14 protein-coding genes and 1 pseudogene are annotated in these 17,725 nt (G+C 57.9%); 6 read left to right on the forward strand and 9 right to left on the reverse strand.

Features of this window, described 5'->3' with window-relative positions:
* Nucleotides 1–21: 21 nt before the first annotated feature.
* Both RYA97_RS12190 and RYA97_RS12195 read left to right on the forward strand, forming a co-directional pair.
* Nucleotides 22–1,580, forward strand: a pseudogene (locus tag RYA97_RS12190) (DUF2875 family protein); the annotation flags it as partial.
* A gap of 84 nt (nt 1,581–1,664) precedes the next feature.
* The gene (locus RYA97_RS12195) at nt 1,665–2,000 is read left to right on the forward strand and encodes a hypothetical protein (protein WP_005745021.1); all 336 of its coding nucleotides are present in this window, start codon (nt 1,665–1,667) and stop codon (nt 1,998–2,000) included.
* 175 nt (nt 2,001–2,175) lie between these two features.
* Here RYA97_RS12195 and RYA97_RS12200 read toward each other — a convergent pair whose 3' ends face one another.
* Nucleotides 2,176–3,006, reverse strand: a complete 831-nt coding sequence (locus tag RYA97_RS12200) for a mechanosensitive ion channel family protein (RefSeq protein ID WP_003363993.1) — start codon at nt 3,004–3,006, stop codon at nt 2,176–2,178.
* 126 nt (nt 3,007–3,132) lie between these two features.
* The gene (locus tag RYA97_RS12205; RefSeq protein WP_005745020.1) at nt 3,133–3,612 is read right to left on the reverse strand and encodes a YajQ family cyclic di-GMP-binding protein; all 480 of its coding nucleotides are present in this window, start codon (nt 3,610–3,612) and stop codon (nt 3,133–3,135) included.
* A gap of 169 nt (nt 3,613–3,781) precedes the next feature.
* Between RYA97_RS12205 and RYA97_RS12210 the strand changes: the two genes are divergently transcribed.
* Genes RYA97_RS12210 through RYA97_RS12220 form a run of 3 tightly spaced genes read left to right on the forward strand, consistent with a single transcriptional unit; the run spans nt 3,782 to nt 7,377 of the window.
* On the forward strand, nt 3,782–4,702 hold the full coding sequence (locus tag RYA97_RS12210) for a putative 2-dehydropantoate 2-reductase (protein WP_005745019.1): 921 nt from the start codon (nt 3,782–3,784) through the stop codon (nt 4,700–4,702).
* A 44-nt stretch (nt 4,703–4,746) separates the two neighbouring features.
* Nucleotides 4,747–6,783, forward strand: a complete 2,037-nt coding sequence (locus RYA97_RS12215) for a sensor histidine kinase (RefSeq protein ID WP_005780979.1) — start codon at nt 4,747–4,749, stop codon at nt 6,781–6,783.
* A 15-nt stretch (nt 6,784–6,798) separates the two neighbouring features.
* Nucleotides 6,799–7,377, forward strand: coding sequence for a cob(I)yrinic acid a,c-diamide adenosyltransferase (locus tag RYA97_RS12220; protein ID WP_002555034.1), 579 nt, complete (start codon nt 6,799–6,801; stop codon nt 7,375–7,377).
* A gap of 182 nt (nt 7,378–7,559) precedes the next feature.
* On the opposite strand, the gene RYA97_RS12225 is transcribed toward RYA97_RS12220, so the two are convergent.
* The 4 genes from RYA97_RS12225 to secA all read right to left on the reverse strand — a co-directional run bounded on the left by RYA97_RS12225 (nt 7,560) and on the right by secA (nt 13,265).
* Nucleotides 7,560–8,510: a Nudix family hydrolase gene (locus RYA97_RS12225; protein WP_316892354.1), complete on the reverse strand. Its 951-nt coding sequence runs from the start codon at nt 8,508–8,510 to the stop codon at nt 7,560–7,562.
* A 2-nt stretch (nt 8,511–8,512) separates the two neighbouring features.
* Nucleotides 8,513–9,139 carry a glutathione S-transferase family protein gene (locus RYA97_RS12230; protein ID WP_002555036.1) on the reverse strand — a complete coding sequence of 209 codons (627 nt, stop codon included), beginning with the start codon at nt 9,137–9,139 and terminating at the stop codon, nt 8,513–8,515.
* Between the two features lie 57 nt (nt 9,140–9,196).
* The gene (gene argJ, locus RYA97_RS12235; protein ID WP_316892357.1) at nt 9,197–10,414 is read right to left on the reverse strand and encodes a bifunctional glutamate N-acetyltransferase/amino-acid acetyltransferase ArgJ; all 1,218 of its coding nucleotides are present in this window, start codon (nt 10,412–10,414) and stop codon (nt 9,197–9,199) included.
* A gap of 109 nt (nt 10,415–10,523) precedes the next feature.
* On the reverse strand, nt 10,524–13,265 hold the full coding sequence (gene secA, locus RYA97_RS12240) for a preprotein translocase subunit SecA (RefSeq protein WP_316892359.1): 2,742 nt from the start codon (nt 13,263–13,265) through the stop codon (nt 10,524–10,526).
* Between the two features lie 304 nt (nt 13,266–13,569).
* Between secA and RYA97_RS12245 the strand changes: the two genes are divergently transcribed.
* Nucleotides 13,570–14,025 carry a DUF721 domain-containing protein gene (locus RYA97_RS12245; protein WP_316892361.1) on the forward strand — a complete coding sequence of 152 codons (456 nt, stop codon included), beginning with the start codon at nt 13,570–13,572 and terminating at the stop codon, nt 14,023–14,025.
* A 117-nt stretch (nt 14,026–14,142) separates the two neighbouring features.
* Here the strand turns inward: RYA97_RS12245 and lpxC are convergent, their stop codons facing one another.
* The 3 genes from lpxC to ftsA all read right to left on the reverse strand — a co-directional run bounded on the left by lpxC (nt 14,143) and on the right by ftsA (nt 17,711).
* Nucleotides 14,143–15,054, reverse strand: a complete 912-nt coding sequence (gene lpxC, locus RYA97_RS12250; RefSeq protein ID WP_002555040.1) for a UDP-3-O-acyl-N-acetylglucosamine deacetylase — start codon at nt 15,052–15,054, stop codon at nt 14,143–14,145.
* Between the two features lie 112 nt (nt 15,055–15,166).
* The gene (gene ftsZ / locus RYA97_RS12255) at nt 15,167–16,354 is read right to left on the reverse strand and encodes a cell division protein FtsZ (RefSeq protein WP_002555041.1); all 1,188 of its coding nucleotides are present in this window, start codon (nt 16,352–16,354) and stop codon (nt 15,167–15,169) included.
* A gap of 100 nt (nt 16,355–16,454) precedes the next feature.
* Nucleotides 16,455–17,711, reverse strand: coding sequence for a cell division protein FtsA (ftsA, locus tag RYA97_RS12260; protein WP_002555042.1), 1,257 nt, complete (start codon nt 17,709–17,711; stop codon nt 16,455–16,457).
* Nucleotides 17,712–17,725 lie beyond the last annotated feature (14 nt).

Below are 17,725 nucleotides of genomic sequence, written 5' to 3' on the forward strand. Positions count from 1 at the left end.
TTGTGATCAGACCATGCAAGGGAAGCACAGGAAAACGATATGGAATTGCGTGACATACATTCGGTAATGCGCTGGAGTATTGCAGGAATTCTAGGTGCGGTTCTGCTCAGCTACAGCGGGCATTGGTGGGGCAAAGCTATTGCTAATGAAAAGCGCGAACTGGCGGCTTATAAATCCGAGATTATTGCTAAAAATACAGAACAACAGGTTGCGCAAGCACGAACATACTCACTAGAAATACGAGGCGTAGGCCTTGCAGTCAATGACTGGCATCAATCGTCTGTCTGGCGAGAAATTGCTAAAAAAAGCAACAATTTCTCATCGATATTTCCGTCGGACTCTAAAGCCTATAACCCATCATTGAGCTCGCGAGAAACTACAGCGGATATTAATACTCGGGTGGCTTTTCAGCATTCCGCAGGAGAGTCAGTAGCCTATTGGCCAATTCCAGCCTTTGCTTTAGGCCCTCCGAACCCTTACGAAAAGCCCTACCGTGCAGCGAACCTGATCAACTCTGGCCGGAATGCAGCGACCTTAGGTGTCACCCAGCTTCTCTGGCAAAACGATGAGAGCACCAACTACGCACAAAACACGATCGAGCGCCTGTTTCAGTTTTTTGAGGCTAATCCTAAAGTTCCGCAAGCACTGATCGCAAGCGAGGACGGGGACGTCACGCGGAACATATATCGCAAACGTGGCACTCTTGGCCTGCAGAAAAATACTCAAGTAGTACCAACGGTATTTGAAAGCATGACAGGCCTGCTGGTCACCCGCTCTGACAGGGTAGATCGATATATTCGTCCCTATGCGACAAACGAGCCCGAGGACAACCAGAGCAAAGATACCGATCTAGGCAAGCTTTGGGCTTTCTACTGGGATCGGGACAAAGCATTTATGGACTGGTACGAAACTGCCGAGAAAGCGAAAGGCGTTGAAACCCCCCTACGCCCCCGGAACCATGTCCACCGCCTACTGGCAATCCCAACTCCCCACCCTCTGGAAAACCATTAGCAACCGAGGCCCTGGCAACTTCGAGCCCTCCCCGTGGCTGCCCATCCGCTGGGGTCAGCATCAGGTCAAGGAGTTCGACGCTGCGCCGGTACTCGGCTATTTGCACCGCCCGATCAAGGCGCCCATGCAGGATGAAAACGGCAAGCGCTTGAAACCTGCTTTGCAAGCCAAAGCCTTGCAAGCCGCCTGGGTGCACGCGCTGGATACCTTGCCCGACGGTCAGAAACCTGTACGGGTGTTCTACGACAGCACCAACAACCCGGAAGCGGAAATCGCTCTGAACAACGCCTTCCACGACCTGAACAAGGACGGCCACGGTCTTGAGCTGGGCAATGTCGAAGAGGGCTACGACATCGGTCGTCGTCTGGGCAATACCGGGGTCAGTGGTGCCCTGGTCGAGATCAATCTGGCGACCATCGCCAGTTACAAGGACGGCGGCGTCAGTGCGGTGGTCTACGCAGGCACCGATGGCAGCCTGACCGTACAAATGGTCCGCCGCCGATGAAGCCCGCAAAGTGAAGAACACTCAGAACCGCGGCGCAGACCCGTTTACCTACGGCTCACCGTAAGTACGAGCCGTGCGGGAGGTGTGACATTTTACTATCGAAGAAAAAACCTACACGCCAACTGGATAGGAAAACAGGGACAGAACAATGACTACCGAAGCTAAAAATCATATCGGCCACTATTTTTTCCTCACGCTCATTGGCTTGGGAATCTGGCTGCCCATTAGCGGTATAGCCCTTTGTATATACGTGCTTCAAACAGCCAGCAATTTAGGCATGGGAGCGCTGACTGTCGTCGGAACGATATTTTCACTCCTGTGCATAGAGTTTGTCGCAACTGGCCTGTTGCTTATATACGCATATTTGAAGAAACCGTGGAGATGCTCCAGAAAAATCCGAACAGTTTTTTTCATACATGCGTTGGCAGCAGGCCTGACTGCATTTTCAGCCTTTATATGCTTTTTGATCATAAAGCTACAATGAGTCCCAAAAGTCACACCCAAAAAAAATGACTGATCTGTGTAGACGCAATATTCAAGAAGCCGATGATGAGTCGGCTATAAACGCGACACTCGCCACAAAAGACTAACCTTTAACGAACGCATACAAAAAAGCCCCGACTCTCACAAGCCAAGGCTTTTTCATACCGCACAAACCACTATTCCTGAACCACCCGCACAATCCGTTGCGGCAATGGAATCTCGATGCCTGCGTCCTTCAAGCGGTCGCGTGCTTCGATGTTGAACATCGACGTCACGTCGCCCATGTCGCCACTGCTGGTCCAGACACGCAGGGACAAGGTAATTGCGTTCTCCCCCAGCGCTGCCACCACGGCCTGTGGGGCCGGGTCCTTTAGTACGCGTGGGTCGTCTGCCATGTCCAGCAGGACCTGCAATGCTTTCCTCAAATCCGCATCGTGGCTGACGCCGATATCGAAGGTGATCTTGCGGGTTGGCTGACGGTTGGTGTTGGTGATGATGCCGTTGGACAGGTTGCCGTTGGGAATGATCACCGTACGGTTGTCGCCGGTGCGCAGCACGGTGTGGAAGATCTGGATGTTGTCGACAGTTCCCGACACACCCTGGGCTTCGATCCAGTCACCGATACGGAACGGACGGAACAACAGAATCAGCACACCACCCGCAAAGTTCGCCAGGCTGCCTTGTAATGCCAGACCAATCGCCAGGCCGGCAGCACCGATAGCGGCCACGAACGAGGTAGTTTCGACGCCGATCATCGACGCGACGCTGACCACCAGCAGGATTTTCAGAATGATGTTCGCCAGGTTGCTGACGAAGCCCTGCAAGGCCAGGTCGGCGTGTCGCAAGGCCAGCAACGCGCCCAGTTTTCCGGTCAGCCGGTTGATCAGCCACCAGCCCACACACAGCGTTACGACTGCCAGCAGCAAGCGGCTGCCGTACTCCATGATCATCGGAATCCAGGCCTGCGACGCTTGCCACAGATGACCGACTTCTGCGTTTAAATCCATCGTTATCTCCTTACCCGCCATGAACTGCCATCGAAACCACGGCGGCCTGCCGTCATTTCAATGCTCAAGGCGATTCGGACTGGCCGGGGGACGCAGGGTTCCCCGGCTTTCAGTGCAAATAAAATATTAGTCGCGGAAGTTGTTGAATTGCAGCGGCATGCCCGAATCATAGGCACGCAGCGCTGCGATCGCTTCTTGCAGGTCGTCGCGTTTCTTGCCGGTAACCCGCACCTGCTCGCCCTGAATGGCGGCCTGGACCTTGAGTTTGCCCTCTTTGATATGGGCGACGATTTTTTTCGCCAGTTCCTTGTCGATGCCTTCGCGCAGGGTGACTTCCTGCTTCATCAGTTTGCCCGAAGCGTAGGCATCCTTGATCTCGAGGCATTTTGCATCGATCTTGCGTTTGACCAGCGCCAGCTTGAGGATTTCGATCATGGCCTCCAGCTGAAAGTCTGCTTCTGCGGTCAGCGTGACAGTCAGTTCCTTGAACTCGAACGTGCCTTTGCCTTTGAGGTCATAGCGACGGTCCAGCTCTTTGATGGCATTGTCGACGGCATTCGTGACTTCGTGTTTATCCAATTCGGACACTACGTCGAACGAGGGCATGTATGTTCTCCAGATAAACGGCGTGCGCACGATTCGGGCACGCGTGACTTGACGGTTTGAAAGAACGCTCATTATAACGAGACTTTTCCTGCATTCACTGTGAGCCTTTCATGCACATCCTTGTTTTCACCTTCAGCAGACCGCTTCAACGCCTTAACGTGCCTCACTGATGGCGGTGACATGGCATGTTCTCGGCGCGGGAAGTCTGGGCACTCTGTGGGCGGCGCGACTGGCGCGCGCAGGTCTGCCGGTGCGGCTGATTCTTCGCAATGCTGAACGGCTGGCGGCTTATAACACCAGTGGCGGTTGCGTGACACTGGTCGAAAACGATATCGCCCACACGTACTCGGTCGAAGCACAGACCGCCGAACATCACCAACCCATCGAGCGGCTGCTGGTCGCCTGCAAGGCCTACGACGCTGAGCAGGCTGTTGCGCAGTTGGCACCGCGTCTGGCGGCACATGCCGACGTCATCCTGCTACAAAACGGCCTGGGCAGTCAGGACGCTGTGGCTGCAAGAATCCCCCACATCCGCTGCGTGTTCGCCTCCAGCACTGAAGGCGCGTTTCTGGAGTCGGACTGGCGTGTCAGGTTAGCTGGCCACGGTTTCAACTGGCTTGGCGATGTATCGAACCCGACGGCACCCGCACTTCTGCAGGACTTGCACGCCAGTGGCATTCCCCACGAATGGACACCGGACATCCTGACGCGGCTGTGGCGCAAGCTGGCCCTGAACTGCGCGATCAACCCGCTGACGGTCCTGCACGACTGCCGTAATGGTGGCCTGCTCGAGCACGCCTGCGAGGTCGCAACACTGTGCGCCGAGCTGAGCGATTTGCTGGGCCGCTGCGGCCAGCCAGCGGCAGCGCATGACTTGCATGCTGAAGTGCTGCGGGTCATTCATGCAACGGCAGCCAATTACTCATCCATGTATCAGGATGTGCTTCACGGGCGACGCACCGAAATCAGCTACCTGCTGGGTTACGCGTGTGCGGCAGCCGTGCGTCATCGCTGTCCGGCAGCACACCTGCAGCAATTGCAGACACGTCTGACAGCCCATCTGGCACACAAGGGTTTGCGTACTGACTAGCGCGCGCTACCCTGCTCGCATCACATGTCACTGCGACCTTCCCAATGCCTTTGCGCCAACGCCTGGAAAACCTGCCGGTAGGTCAGAAACTGCTGGCCGCCCTGCTGGTCCTGATGACCACCGTGCTGCTGGTTGCGAACCTGACCTTCATCAGCGCGGCTTATTACATCTCTCAGGAAGCGATGGCCCCGCAGGCCCTGCAGACCATTGGCCGTCTGATCAGCAGCGCCAATCTCAACGAGCGCGCCTTGAACTCGCCTGCCGATGCGCGTGCCTTGCTCAAGGAACTCAAAAGCTACGGCCCGCTACGTGCAGCGGCCATATACGACAACGACGGAGAGCGACTTGAGCAGATGCAACAGGGCGAGGGCCTGCAACTGCCCAGACACTACAAGGACCTCGAAAGCTGGCGGCTTACTGAATTTCGCAGCACGCAGGTCATTACCGTACCGAAAGGCGACGAACCGCCCGGGCACATGTTACTGGTTGCCAGCAGCGAGCTGCCTCCCGCGTTCTACACCGGCACACTGACCGCGAGTCTGGGCATTCTGGTGTTCAGCGTATTGCTGTGGCTGGTGGTGGCCCGGCAGATCCGGCGCTTGATCACAGAGCCCATTTATCAGTTGGAAGAACTGTCGCGGCAGGTCACCCGCGAAGAAAACTACGCACTGCGCGCAGAGCCTGGCAACGAGGATGAAATCGGCAGTCTGGCCGAGGCATTCAATACCATGCTGTCGCGTATCGAAGCGCGTGAGCAACAACTCAAGCGCGCTCGAGATGACTCCCAGGAAGCTTACGATCAAGCACAGGGGCTGGCCGAGGAAACCCGCCACACCAACCGCAAACTGGAACTGGAAGTCCAGGTGCGCAGCAAGATCGAGAAGAAGCTCACCGGCTTTCAGAACTACCTCAACAGCATCATTGATTCGATGCCCTCGGCGATGATCGCGCTGGACGAGCAGCTGTACGTCACCCAGTGGAATCAGGAGGCGACAGCGCTGTCCGGAACCACGCTGGACGAAGCGTTGAACCAGCCGATCTTTCTGGCCTTCGAGCCGATGCGCTCGTTTCTGCCGCAAATCAAGCACACCGTCGAGCGCCACAGCGTGACCAAGATCGAGCGCGTGACCTGGATCAAAAACGACGAGTCGCGCCACTATGCGCTGACGTTCTACCCGCTGACCGGCGATGCCGGGCGTGGCGTGGTGATCCGTATCGATGACATCACCCAGCGTATATCGCTGGAAGAAATGATGGTGCAGTCGGAGAAGATGTTGTCTGTCGGCGGTCTGGCAGCGGGCATGGCCCACGAGATCAACAACCCGTTGGGCGCCATTCTGCACAATGTGCAGAACATCAGGCGGCGTCTGTCCCCGGAACTGCCGAAGAACATTGAGCAGGCCGAAGCCGACGGTATCGATCTGGCGCAGGTCAATCATTATCTGGAAAGCCGCGAAGTACCAAAACTGCTCGATGGCATCCAGCAAGCGGGTGCCAGGGCAGCAAAGATTGTCAGCCACATGCTCAATTTCAGCCGCTTGAGCAGTCGTCAGCTGTCAGCCTGCGACTTACCGGCATTGATCGATCAGGCAGTGGAAATTGCCAGCAACGATTTTGACCTGACAGTCGGTTTCGACTTCAAGGGCCAGCACATCATCCGTCAGTTCGACCCGGAACTGGGTCCGGTACCGTGCATCGCCAACGAACTGGAGCAGGTGCTGCTGAACCTGCTGAAGAACGCCGCCCAGGCCATTCACCAGCGCCCGGAGAGCGAGGAGCCTGGACGCATCATCCTGCGTACCCGTCTCAACCCGCCCTGGGCCGAAATTCAGGTGGAGGACAACGGCATCGGCATGTCCGAAAACGTCCGAAAACGTACTTTCGAACCGTTCTTTACCACCAAGGAAATCGGCCAGGGCACCGGGCTGGGTCTGTCGGTGTCGTATTTCATTGTTACCAATAATCATAAAGGCCAGATGGAGGTGCATTCCTCTCTCGGCACAGGCACCTGCTTTACGCTGCGTCTACCGTTGGTGGCCAACCAGGTAAGCGTTCAGCAGCAGGTTATTTCCAAGTCTTGATCAGGAATCGCAGCAATGGGCTTTCGTTTGTCGAAGATTTACACACGCACCGGTGATGCCGGAGAGACCGGTCTGGGCGACGGTCGACGGGTGTCCAAGGATCATCCGCGCGTCGAGGCCATTGGTGAGGTCGATACGCTCAACAGCCAGCTCGGCCTGTTGCTGGCCGGACTGATTGATGAGGCCAAAAGCGTGCCGGCTCTCAACGAAGTGATCGAGGTGCTCGCGCCTTGCCAGCATCGGCTGTTCGATCTGGGCGGTGAACTGGCGATGCCAACTTACAAAGCGCTGAAGGACGCTGAGGTCGAGCGGCTGGAAGCGGCAATCGATGTGTGGAATGAAGAGCTGGGGCCGTTGGAAAATTTCATCTTGCCAGGCGGCTCATCGCTTATCGCTCAAGCGCACATCTGCCGCAGCCTGGCGCGCAGTGCCGAACGCCGTTGCCAGCATCTGAATGCGGTCGAGCCACTGGAAGGCGCCGGGCTGGCGTACATCAACAGGTTGTCGGATTTGCTGTTCGTCGCTGCTCGATTGATCGCCAGAAGACAGGGCATTGCGGAAATACTCTGGCAGCCCGCGCCCAAGCCGGTTTGATGAGCATCCGAATGGCTGCGCGGCGCAGATTTGTGACGCGGAGCGTTTTCACGTTGAAGCGTAGGGGCATTTGTGGGGAGCGGACCGGGCGACGCTTCGCGGACAAGTCCGCTCCCACGGCCTTCGGCCATAGTCAAAAGCGGACGTGTATAACGATGAGTGCTCTGGGTCAGCTGTGCGACTCAGACGATTTCGTCAGGCCAGAACGCGCGGATCCCGGCCACGCCCTGTGCGCCGCTTTCCCAGGCCTGCTGACGCTCGGAAGGGCCAACGCCGCCCAGCAGAAAAACCGGTTTGTTAAAGCCTGCAATCAGTTGCGCCGCCTGCTGCCAGCCCAGCGGCTGTGCATCGGGATGAGTCAGGGTGGGCTGAACCGGTGACAGGGTGACGAAATCCACGCCCATCTGCTCTGCCAGGGCCAGCTCTTCGGCGTTATGGCACGACGCCGCCAGCCAGCGGTTCTCAGGGAACGGACGTCCACGACTGGCGTACTTGCGCAGTTGCTCCGCCGTCAGGTGCCAACCGGCGGACGGAAAGTCGCCCAGCCACTCCAGAGGCCCTTTGAGCATAAGCTGCGCCTTGCCCGCACACAGCCCGGCCGCATCCACGGCCAGATCGCGATACTTCGGGTCATAGCCACCCGGGGCCCGCAACTGGACCAGCTTGATACCGCCTGCGATGGCTTTCTGCATACCGCGCAACAGCTCGATATTGTCCAGCCCGTCAGGCGTGATCAGATACTCGCCGGGCAAACGTGCCGCAGCGACAATCGGCTGGTTGGCGGCCGGAAAGTCGTAGTCAGGCAGCTCTCGCGGAGCCGCCCAGACCAGTGGCTGCCCTTCTGCACCATGCGGCTCGCCGGTAAATGCCGAGACTTCCCAGACGTCCAGCAGCACCTGCTTGTCCGGATAGTCGTGACAAACCTTGATCAGCGGACGTGCCGCCGTCACCAGGATGCCCAACTCTTCCTGAAGCTCACGTGCGAGCGCGGCCTGAACGGTCTCACCCTCTTCGACCTTGCCGCCGGGAAACTCCCAGAGGCCACCTTGATGCTGAGTGTCGGCACGTCGGGCAATCAATACACTGCCGTCAGCGCCACGAATGACGGCGGCAGCCACATGAACTCGTTTCACGATCAGGACTCCTGCAGGCCTGCCTGCTGCCAGCGCTTGAAGGCGGGCCACTGGTAGATGGTTTCGATATACGCCAGTGCCTCTGCCGGCAACTGGACGTGATAGCCGCGCAGACGAATAGCCACCGGTGCGAAGAACGCATCAGCAATGCTCGGCTTGCCAAACAGAAAAGGACCACTTTCGGCAGCAGCAGCGCGACATTCGGCCCACAGCTCGACGATACGGTCGATATCGTTCTGGGTATCGACGGTGATCACTTCCAGCGCCTTATCCTGACGCAGGTCCATTGGCATGTTCGAGCGCAGATTGACGAAACCGCTGTGCATCTGCGCACACGCCGAACGGGCCTGGGCACGGGCAGCGATATCACGCGGCCACAGCTCGACGTCCGGGAAGCGCTCGACCAGATATTCACAGATCGCCAGCGAATCGATGATCGTGCCGTGCTCACACTGAAGCGCAGGCACCTTGCCGGTCGGCGAATACTTGAGAATATTCTCGCGGGTGTCCGGCAGGTTCAGGCGGATGACTTGATCGGTGAACGCAGCACCGGTCATTTCCAGCACCAGCCAGGGACGCAGCGACCAGGAGGAATAGCGTTTGTCGCCGATAATCAGATGCAGGCTCATGGTTCAGCTCCATTGAGCCCGGCGCGAGGGCAGGATGCCCGCGCGCCGGGCATTGAATCAGGTGCGATATTCCGCGTTGATCTTCACGTATTCGTGAGAAAGGTCGGTGGTCCAGATGGTTTCGCTGCAATCACCGCGACCCAGCTCGATACGAATGGTGATCTCTTCTTCGGCCATTACCGCCGAGCCCTGCTCTTCGGTGTAGGTCGTGGCGCGGCAGCCCTGGCTGGCAATGCATACGCCGCCTAGGAATACGTCGATCTTGCTCACGTCCAGGTTCGGCACGCCAGCGCGGCCGACAGCCGCCAGAATACGTCCCCAGTTCGGATCGGAGGCGAACAGCGCGGTCTTGATCAGCGGCGAGTGGGCCACGGCATAACCGACGTCCAGGCACTCCTGATGATTGCCGCCACCGTTGACTTCTACCGTCACGAACTTGGTCGCACCTTCGCCATCACGCACGATGGCCTGAGCGACATCCATGCACACGTCGAACACGGCTTTCTTCAACGCGTCGAACAACGGGCCCTTGGCCTCGGTGATCTCGGGCAGATCAGCCTGACCGGTGGCAATCAGCATGCAGCAATCGTTGGTCGAAGTATCGCCATCGATAGTGATGCGATTGAAGGATTTGTTGGCTCCGTCGCGAATCAGGTCCTGCAGTACGCTCTGCGACACTTTGGCGTCGGTAGCGATGTAGCCAAGCATGGTCGCCATGTTCGGGCGAATCATGCCTGCGCCTTTGCTGATGCCGGTTACTGTGATGGTTACGCCATCGTGGGTGAACTGACGGCTCGCGCCTTTGGGCAGGGTGTCGGTGGTCATGATGCCGGTCGCCGCAGCGGCCCAGTTATCCACAGACAGATCATCAAGCGCGGCTTGCAACGCGCCTTCGATTTTTTCCACAGGCAACGGCTCGCCGATCACGCCCGTTGAGTAAGGCAGCACTGCTGATGCATCGACGCCGGTCAGTTGCGCCAGCTTTTCGCAAGTACGTCGCGCAGCAACCAGACCTGGTTCGCCCGTGCCCGCGTTGGCATTGCCGGTGTTGGTCAGCAAATAACGCACCGTCCCCTGAACACGCTGTTTGGCCAGAATGACCGGCGCGGCGCAGAACGCATTCAAGGTGAATACACCGGCAACGCTGGAGCCTTCGGCACAGCGCATGACCACAACATCCTTGCGCCCCGGGCGTTTGATGCCGGCAGAAGAAATGCCAAGTTCAAAACCGGGAACCGGGTGCAACGCAGGCAAAGGACCAAGACCAACAGCCATCGGGGTGCTCCTCAAGGAGTATGGCGCCGTCCGCATCGGTACGGCGATCAATGAAAAAACGCCGCGACGGGCAAGCCGGTCGCGGCGCAGGTATTACACAGTCAAAGGCTTAGTTGATCTGGCCGTGACAGTGTTTGAATTTCTTGCCCGAACCACACCAGCACAGCTCGTTGCGACCCAGTTTCTGGTCGTTGCGGACCGGCTCGGATACGACGGCTACAGGCGCTTCGCCACCCTCTTCATCCGGCAGCGGCTGGTCGATGCCCGGCGCAGGAGCGTGTTCGAACTGCATGCGGCTGGCCAGTTCTTCGGCTTCCTGACGCAGGCGCGCCTCTTCTTCCTCTGGATCTTCGCGACGAACCTGAACATGCGAAAGTACACGGATGGTGTCGCGCTTGATCGAATCGAGCAGCTCCTGGAACAGCGTGAAGGACTCGCGCTTGTATTCCTGCTTCGGGTTCTTCTGAGCGTAGCCGCGCAGGTGGATACCGTGACGCAGGTGGTCCATGGTCGACAGGTGATCTTTCCACAGGTCGTCCAGCACGCGCAGGAGGATCTGCTTCTCGAAGGAACGCAGGGCTTCGGCGCTGGCCTGGTCTTCCTTCTCGTTGTACGCCACCAACAACTGCGCCATGATTTTTTCGCGCAGGCTGTCTTCGTGCAGGTTGTCGTCTTCGTCCAGCCACTGCTGGACGGGCAGTTTGACGGCAAAGTCGGTGTTCAGCGCGGCTTCCAGACCGGCAACGTTCCACTGCTCCGGCAGGGATTGCGGCGGAATATGCTGACTGATGAGATTGTTGAGCACTTCCTCACGGAAGTCAGCGATGGTCTCACCAATGTTCTCGGCAGCCAGCAGCGTGTTACGCATGTGATAGATCACTTTGCGCTGCTCGTTGGCCACGTCATCGAACTCGAGCAATTGCTTGCGGATGTCGAAGTTGCGACCTTCCACTTTGCGCTGCGCTTTTTCGATGGCGTTGGTCACCATGCGGTGCTCGATAGCCTCACCGGACTGCATGCCCAGCGCCTTCATGAAATTCTTCACGCGGTCCGAGGCGAAGATACGCATCAGGCTGTCTTCGAGCGACAGGTAGAAACGGCTGGAACCGGTGTCACCCTGGCGGCCGGCACGGCCACGCAGCTGGTTGTCAATACGGCGCGATTCGTGGCGCTCGGAGGCAATAACGTGCAGGCCGCCCGCCTCGATCACCTGCTGATGGCGTTTCTGCCAGTCAGCCTTGATCTGTGCGATTTGCTCAGGGGTTGGGTCTTCCAGATTGGCGACTTCAACTTCCCAGTTACCACCCAACAGGATGTCGGTACCGCGACCGGCCATGTTGGTAGCAATGGTCAAAGCCCCCGGACGACCGGCCTGCGCGATGATTTCTGCTTCTTTCTCGTGGAACTTGGCGTTCAGAACCTTGTGATCGATGCCTTCCTGCTTGAGCAGATTGGACATGTGTTCCGAGGTTTCGATGGTCGCCGTACCTACCAGCACCGGGCGGTTTTCTGCAATGCAGGCCTTGATGTCGGTAACGATGGCTGCGTACTTCTCTTCCGCCGTCAGATAGACGAGGTCGTTGAAGTCTTTACGCGCCAACGGCTTGTTCGGCGGGATGACCATGACGGCCAGGTTGTAGATCTGGTGGAATTCGAACGCTTCGGTGTCAGCCGTACCGGTCATGCCGGACAGTTTGTTGTACAGACGGAAGTAGTTCTGGAACGTGGTCGATGCCAGGGTCTGGCTTTCGGCCTGAATGTTCAGGTTTTCCTTGGCTTCGATGGCCTGATGCAGGCCCTCGGACAAGCGACGGCCCGGCATGGTGCGGCCGGTATGCTCGTCGACCAGCAGAACCTGGCCGTCTGCAACGATGTACTCGACGTTGCGGTTGAACAGTTTGTGCGCACGCAGACCGGCATAAACGTGAGTCAGCAGGCCCAGGTTGTGAGCCGAGTACAGGCTCTCGCCTTCAGCCAGCAAGCCGACTTCGGTGAGCATTTCCTCGATGAACTGGTGACCGGCTTCGTTCAGCTCAACCTGACGGGTTTTCTCGTCAACGGTGAAGTGGCCCGGTTTGGTGACTTCGCCTTCCACTTCCTCGATATGCTGCTCGAGCTTGGGGATCAGGCGGTTGATTTCGGTGTACAGCTTGGAGCTGTCTTCGGCCTGACCGGAGATGATCAGCGGCGTACGCGCTTCGTCGATCAGAATCGAATCGACTTCGTCGATTACGGCGAAATTGAGTTCGCGCTGGAACTTGTCGTCCATGCTGAACGCCATGTTGTCGCGCAGGTAATCGAAGCCGTATTCGTTATTGGTGCCGTAGGTGATGTCGGCAGCATAAGCAGCGCGTTTTTCTTCCGGCGGCTGGAATGGTGTGACGATGCCTACGGTCAGACCGAGGAATTCGTACAACGGACGCATCCAGTTGGCATCTCGGCGAGCGAGATAGTCGTTCACGGTGACTACGTGAACGCCCTTGCCGGAAAGCGCATTTAGGTACACAGCCAACGTACCGACCAGGGTTTTACCTTCACCGGTACGCATTTCCGCGATCTGACCTTCGTGCAGGGTCATACCGCCGATCAACTGAACGTCGAAGTGGCGCATGCCCATGACGCGCTTGCCCGCTTCACGAGCGACAGCAAAGGCTTCCGGCAGTAATTGATCGAGGGTCTCGCCTTTGGCTATGCGGGCCTTGAACTCTTCGGTCTTGGCGCGCAATTGCTCGTCCGAAAGGGCCACCATTTGCTCTTCGAAGGCATTGACGATCTGTACCGTCTTGAGCATGCGTTTTACTTCACGCTCGTTCTTGCTTCCAAAAAGTTTTTTCAACAAAGGCGCAAACATATCGACAGGATCTTCCACACATAGGAATGGAGGGCGGCCCCGTGAGTCGCCCGTGCAGCCCAGATGGCCGCATGCGAACGAGCATTCTACCCGGAAACGATGGTGAGGAAAGTGGCGTTATTCCACGATGCTGGCACAGCGCTGTTATGGGGCAGGTTTACAATGGGGCCAATTTCAAGCACTTCAACCCATAATCCGGGGAAGTTACTCATTGATTTGCATATGAAAGCACGGAAATGCCCTGAAAAGCAGCCGTTAGAACGCTTTCTGTTAAGATGTTCATCTTGTTACCAGGCACTCCACCATGGCCTTTCGTCCTCTGAACGCCCGCCCGCCCGCGGTTCTGCTGCGTGAAGCCAAGCCTCTGAAGGCTATCTTTCGTCACGCCGAACGCCTTAGCCATTTGCAGCGCCTGCTCGAAAGTCAGCTGCAACCAGCCGCGCGCGAGCACTGTCGTGTGGCCTCGTGGCGCGAAGGCACCTTGTTGCTGATCGTGACGGATGGTCACTGGGCCACGCGCCTGCGCTATCAGCAGAAGCGCCTGCACCGGCAACTGATGGCCTTCGACGAATTCATCAACCTGATGCGCATTGTCTTCAGGGTGCAGCCACCTGAAGCCCCGCGCGGAGCGGCCACGCACACCATCGACCTGTCTTCGATTGCCGCCGAGAACATTCAGGCCACCGCCGAGGGCATCACTGATCCCAAGCTGCGGGCAGCACTTGAGCGGCTGGCCAGCCATGCCAAGGACAAGGAATGACGTCTGAGTGATTTTCGCCAGATCCTCTGCGCAACTGGCTTTGCCCAATGAAGCGGATAAAAAAAGGCCACCCGAGGGCAGCCTTTAAAGAACAAAAGGAAAGAGAGTAAAGCTTGCCTACACGGCCGCGACAGGGCGCATGTAGGAAATAGGTGCCGTACTGGCATCCTCGAAAGTCACCACTTCCCAAGCGTCTTTCTGCTCGATCAACGTGCGCAGGAGACGATTGTTCAGTGCATGCCCCGATTTGAAGCCACGGAACTCACCGATCAGGCTATTGCCCAGCAGGTAAAGGTCACCGATGGCGTCGAGGATTTTGTGTTTGACGAATTCGTCCTCGTAACGCAGGCCGTCTTCGTTCAGTACGCCGTCCTTGTCGACCACGATGGCGTTTTCCACACTGCCGCCGAGTGCGAGGTTGTGCTTGCGCAGGTACTCGATGTCACTCATGAACCCGAAGGTCCGGGCACGGCTGACTTCCTTCACGAAGGAAGTGCTGGAAAAGTCCACGCTTGCACTTTGGGTGCGATCACGGAAGACGGGGTGATCGAAATCGATCTCGAAACTGACCTTGAACCCTTCGAAAGGCACGAAAGTAGCGCGTTTACCGCCCTCCTCCACTGTGACTTCACGCAGGATGCGGATGAATTTCTTCGGCGCGTCCTGTTCTTCCAGGCCAGCCGATTGAATCAGGAATACGAAAGGGCCTGCGCTGCCGTCCATGATAGGAACTTCGGAGGCAGAGAGCTCGACGTAGGCGTTATCGATGCCAAGGCCAGCCATGGCCGAGAGCAGGTGTTCTACCGTGTCAACTTTGACATCACCATTGACCAAAGTGGTCGACAGAGTGGTGTCGCCGACGTTTTCCGCACGCGCAGGGATCTGCACGACGGGGTCAAGGTCAGCTCGGCAAAACACAATGCCGGTATTCACAGGTGCGGGCTTGAGGGTCAGGTAAACCTTCTCCCCGGAGTGCAGGCCTACACCTGTGGCACGGATAATATTTTTCAGGGTGCGTTGTTTAATCATGGCATGGGCCGCTTCAGCGCAAGTTGCGAACTGGTATCAACAAAGGCTGGCGATGATAGCAGACCATGCCTTTGCTGAACACCAATCACCCTAATACCCCTGATACATTTCATCAATCGGCCTGACGACGCAGGAAAGCCGGGATATCCAGGTAATCCAGATCATCGTTAGGGTTCATCTTCGCCGCTGCCGTAGCGCCTGCGTGTGCCTGATTGCGCATCACGGTAGGACGGTCCAGATCGCGGTAGTTGACCGAAGGTGCTTCCTGGCGCGACGCCTGCTGGGCAGGAGCCTGCTGGGTGGTCTGCAGCGTGTTGTCGATGACCTTGACCGGCTTCTCGATTTTCGCGCCCAGGCCGGTGGCAACCACAGTCACGTGCAACTCGTCACGCATGTCCGGATCGATAACCGTACCGACCTTGACCATCGCGTGCTCGGAAGCGAACGCTTCGATGATGCTACCCACGTCCGAGTACTCACCCAGCGACAGGTCAGGACCGGCAGTGATGTTGACCAGGATGCCGCGAGCGCCCTGCAGGTTGACGTCTTCGAGCAACGGGTTGCGAATGGCCGCTTCGGTGGCTTCACGCGCACGGTTAGGACCGCTGGCGCAGCCAGTACCCATCATCGCCATGCCCATTTCGCTCATCACGGTGCGGACGTCGGCGAAGTCGACGTTGATCATGCCCGGACGCTTGATGATGTCGGAGATACCGCGAACGGCACCGGCCAGTACATCGTCAGCCTTGGCGAAAGCCGACAGCAGGCTGGCGTCCTTGCCCAGGATGGTCAGCAGCTTCTCGTTGGGGATGGTGATCAACGAGTCGACGCTTTCGGACAGCATGCGGATGCCTTCATCGGCGATCTGCATACGCTTGCGACCTTCGAACGGGAACGGACGGGTCACGACTGCGACCGTCAGAATGCCCATTTCCTTGGCCACTTCAGCAATGATCGGTGCTGCACCGGTACCGGTACCGCCGCCCATGCCAGTGGTGATGAAAACCATGTTGGTGCCCTGCAGAACTTCTGCAATGCGCTCACGATCTTCCAGTGCGGCCTGACGACCGACTTCAGGGTTGGCGCCAGCGCCAAGGCCTTTGGTCACGCCGGTGCCCAGTTGCAGAATGGTCCGCGCGCCAATGTTTTTCAGCGCTTGAGCATCTGTGTTGGCGCAGATGAATTCCACGCCTTCGATGTTGCTCTTGACCATGTGATTGACAGCGTTTCCGCCACCACCGCCTACACCGATAACTTTGATAACCGGGCTTTGCGGGACGTTGTCTACGAGTTCGAACATTTCTCTCTCCTTCCGCTTTCTAGTTAGTTTTGCCTACTGCCTGCCGATATTGCTTTTGAAGCCCTGAATCTGAAGCTGTGAAACTTTTAAACGTTGAAACTTAGAAATTGCCCTGCACCCAACGCTTGATACGCTCAAGCACCGGTGCCTTGGTTTCGTCGCTGTAACTGCTGTTGCCGACCATCCCGGACAGTGAAATGCCGTCCGACTGTTTTTGCAGCCCGTACATCAACAGGCCTACGCCGGTCGAGTAGATAGGGTTGCGCACGACATCAGCGAGCCCTTTGACGCTGTGCGGCACGCCAAGGCGCACCGGCATGTGGAAGATTTCCTCGGCCAGTTCGACCGCACCTTCCATTTTCGCTGTGCCCCCGGTCAGCACGATGCCAGCCGGGATCAGGTCTTCGTAACCGCTGCGGCGCAGCTCGGCCTGGATCAGGGTGAACAGCTCGTCGTAACGAGGCTCTACCACTTCGGCCAGGGCCTGACGCGACAGCTCGCGAGGTGGACGGTCGCCCACACTCGGTACTTTGATGGTTTCACCGGCACCGGCCAGTTTGGCCAGGGCGCAGGCGTAGCGAATCTTGATTTCTTCGGCGTACTGGGTCGGGGTACGCAACGCCATGGCGATGTCGTTGGTGACCTGATCGCCCGCAATCGGGATAACCGCCGTGTGACGAATGGCGCCTTCGGTGAAGATCGCGATGTCGGTCGTACCGCCACCGATATCCACCAGGCACACGCCCAGCTCTTTCTCGTCATCGGTCAGTACGGAATACGCCGACGCCAGTTGTTCCAGAATGATGTCGTCGACTTCCAGGCCGCAGCGACGCACGCACTTCTCGATGTTCTGCGCGGCATTCACTGCGCAGGTCACGACGTGAACCTTGGCTTCCAGACGTACACCGGACATGCCCAAAGGCTCACGCACGCCTTCCTGGTTATCGATCACGTAATCCTGAGGGAGGGTGTGCAGCACGCGCTGGTCGGCAGGAATGGCCACCGCCTGAGCAGCATCGAGCACACGCTCCAGGTCCGCAGAACTGACTTCGCGATCACGAATCGCCACGATGCCGTGCGAATTCAGGCTGCGAATGTGGCTGCCTGCAACGCCGACAAATGCCGAGTGGATACGGCAACCCGCCATCAGCTGCGCTTCTTCGATTGCACGCTGGATCGACTGCACAGTCGACTCGATATTCACTACCACGCCCTTCTTCAGGCCGCGGGAGGGATGGGTACCGATACCCACGATTTCCAGCGAGCCATCGGCCGCGACTTCGCCTACCAGTGCCACCACCTTGGAGGTACCGATATCCAGCCCGACGATCATTTTGCCGCTTTGCACGTTTGCCATGGTCCTGCCTCTTA

It is taken from the genome of Pseudomonas syringae group sp. 26L6, from assembly GCF_032587815.1.
Taxonomy (GTDB): Bacteria; Pseudomonadota; Gammaproteobacteria; order Pseudomonadales; family Pseudomonadaceae; genus Aquipseudomonas; species Aquipseudomonas amygdali.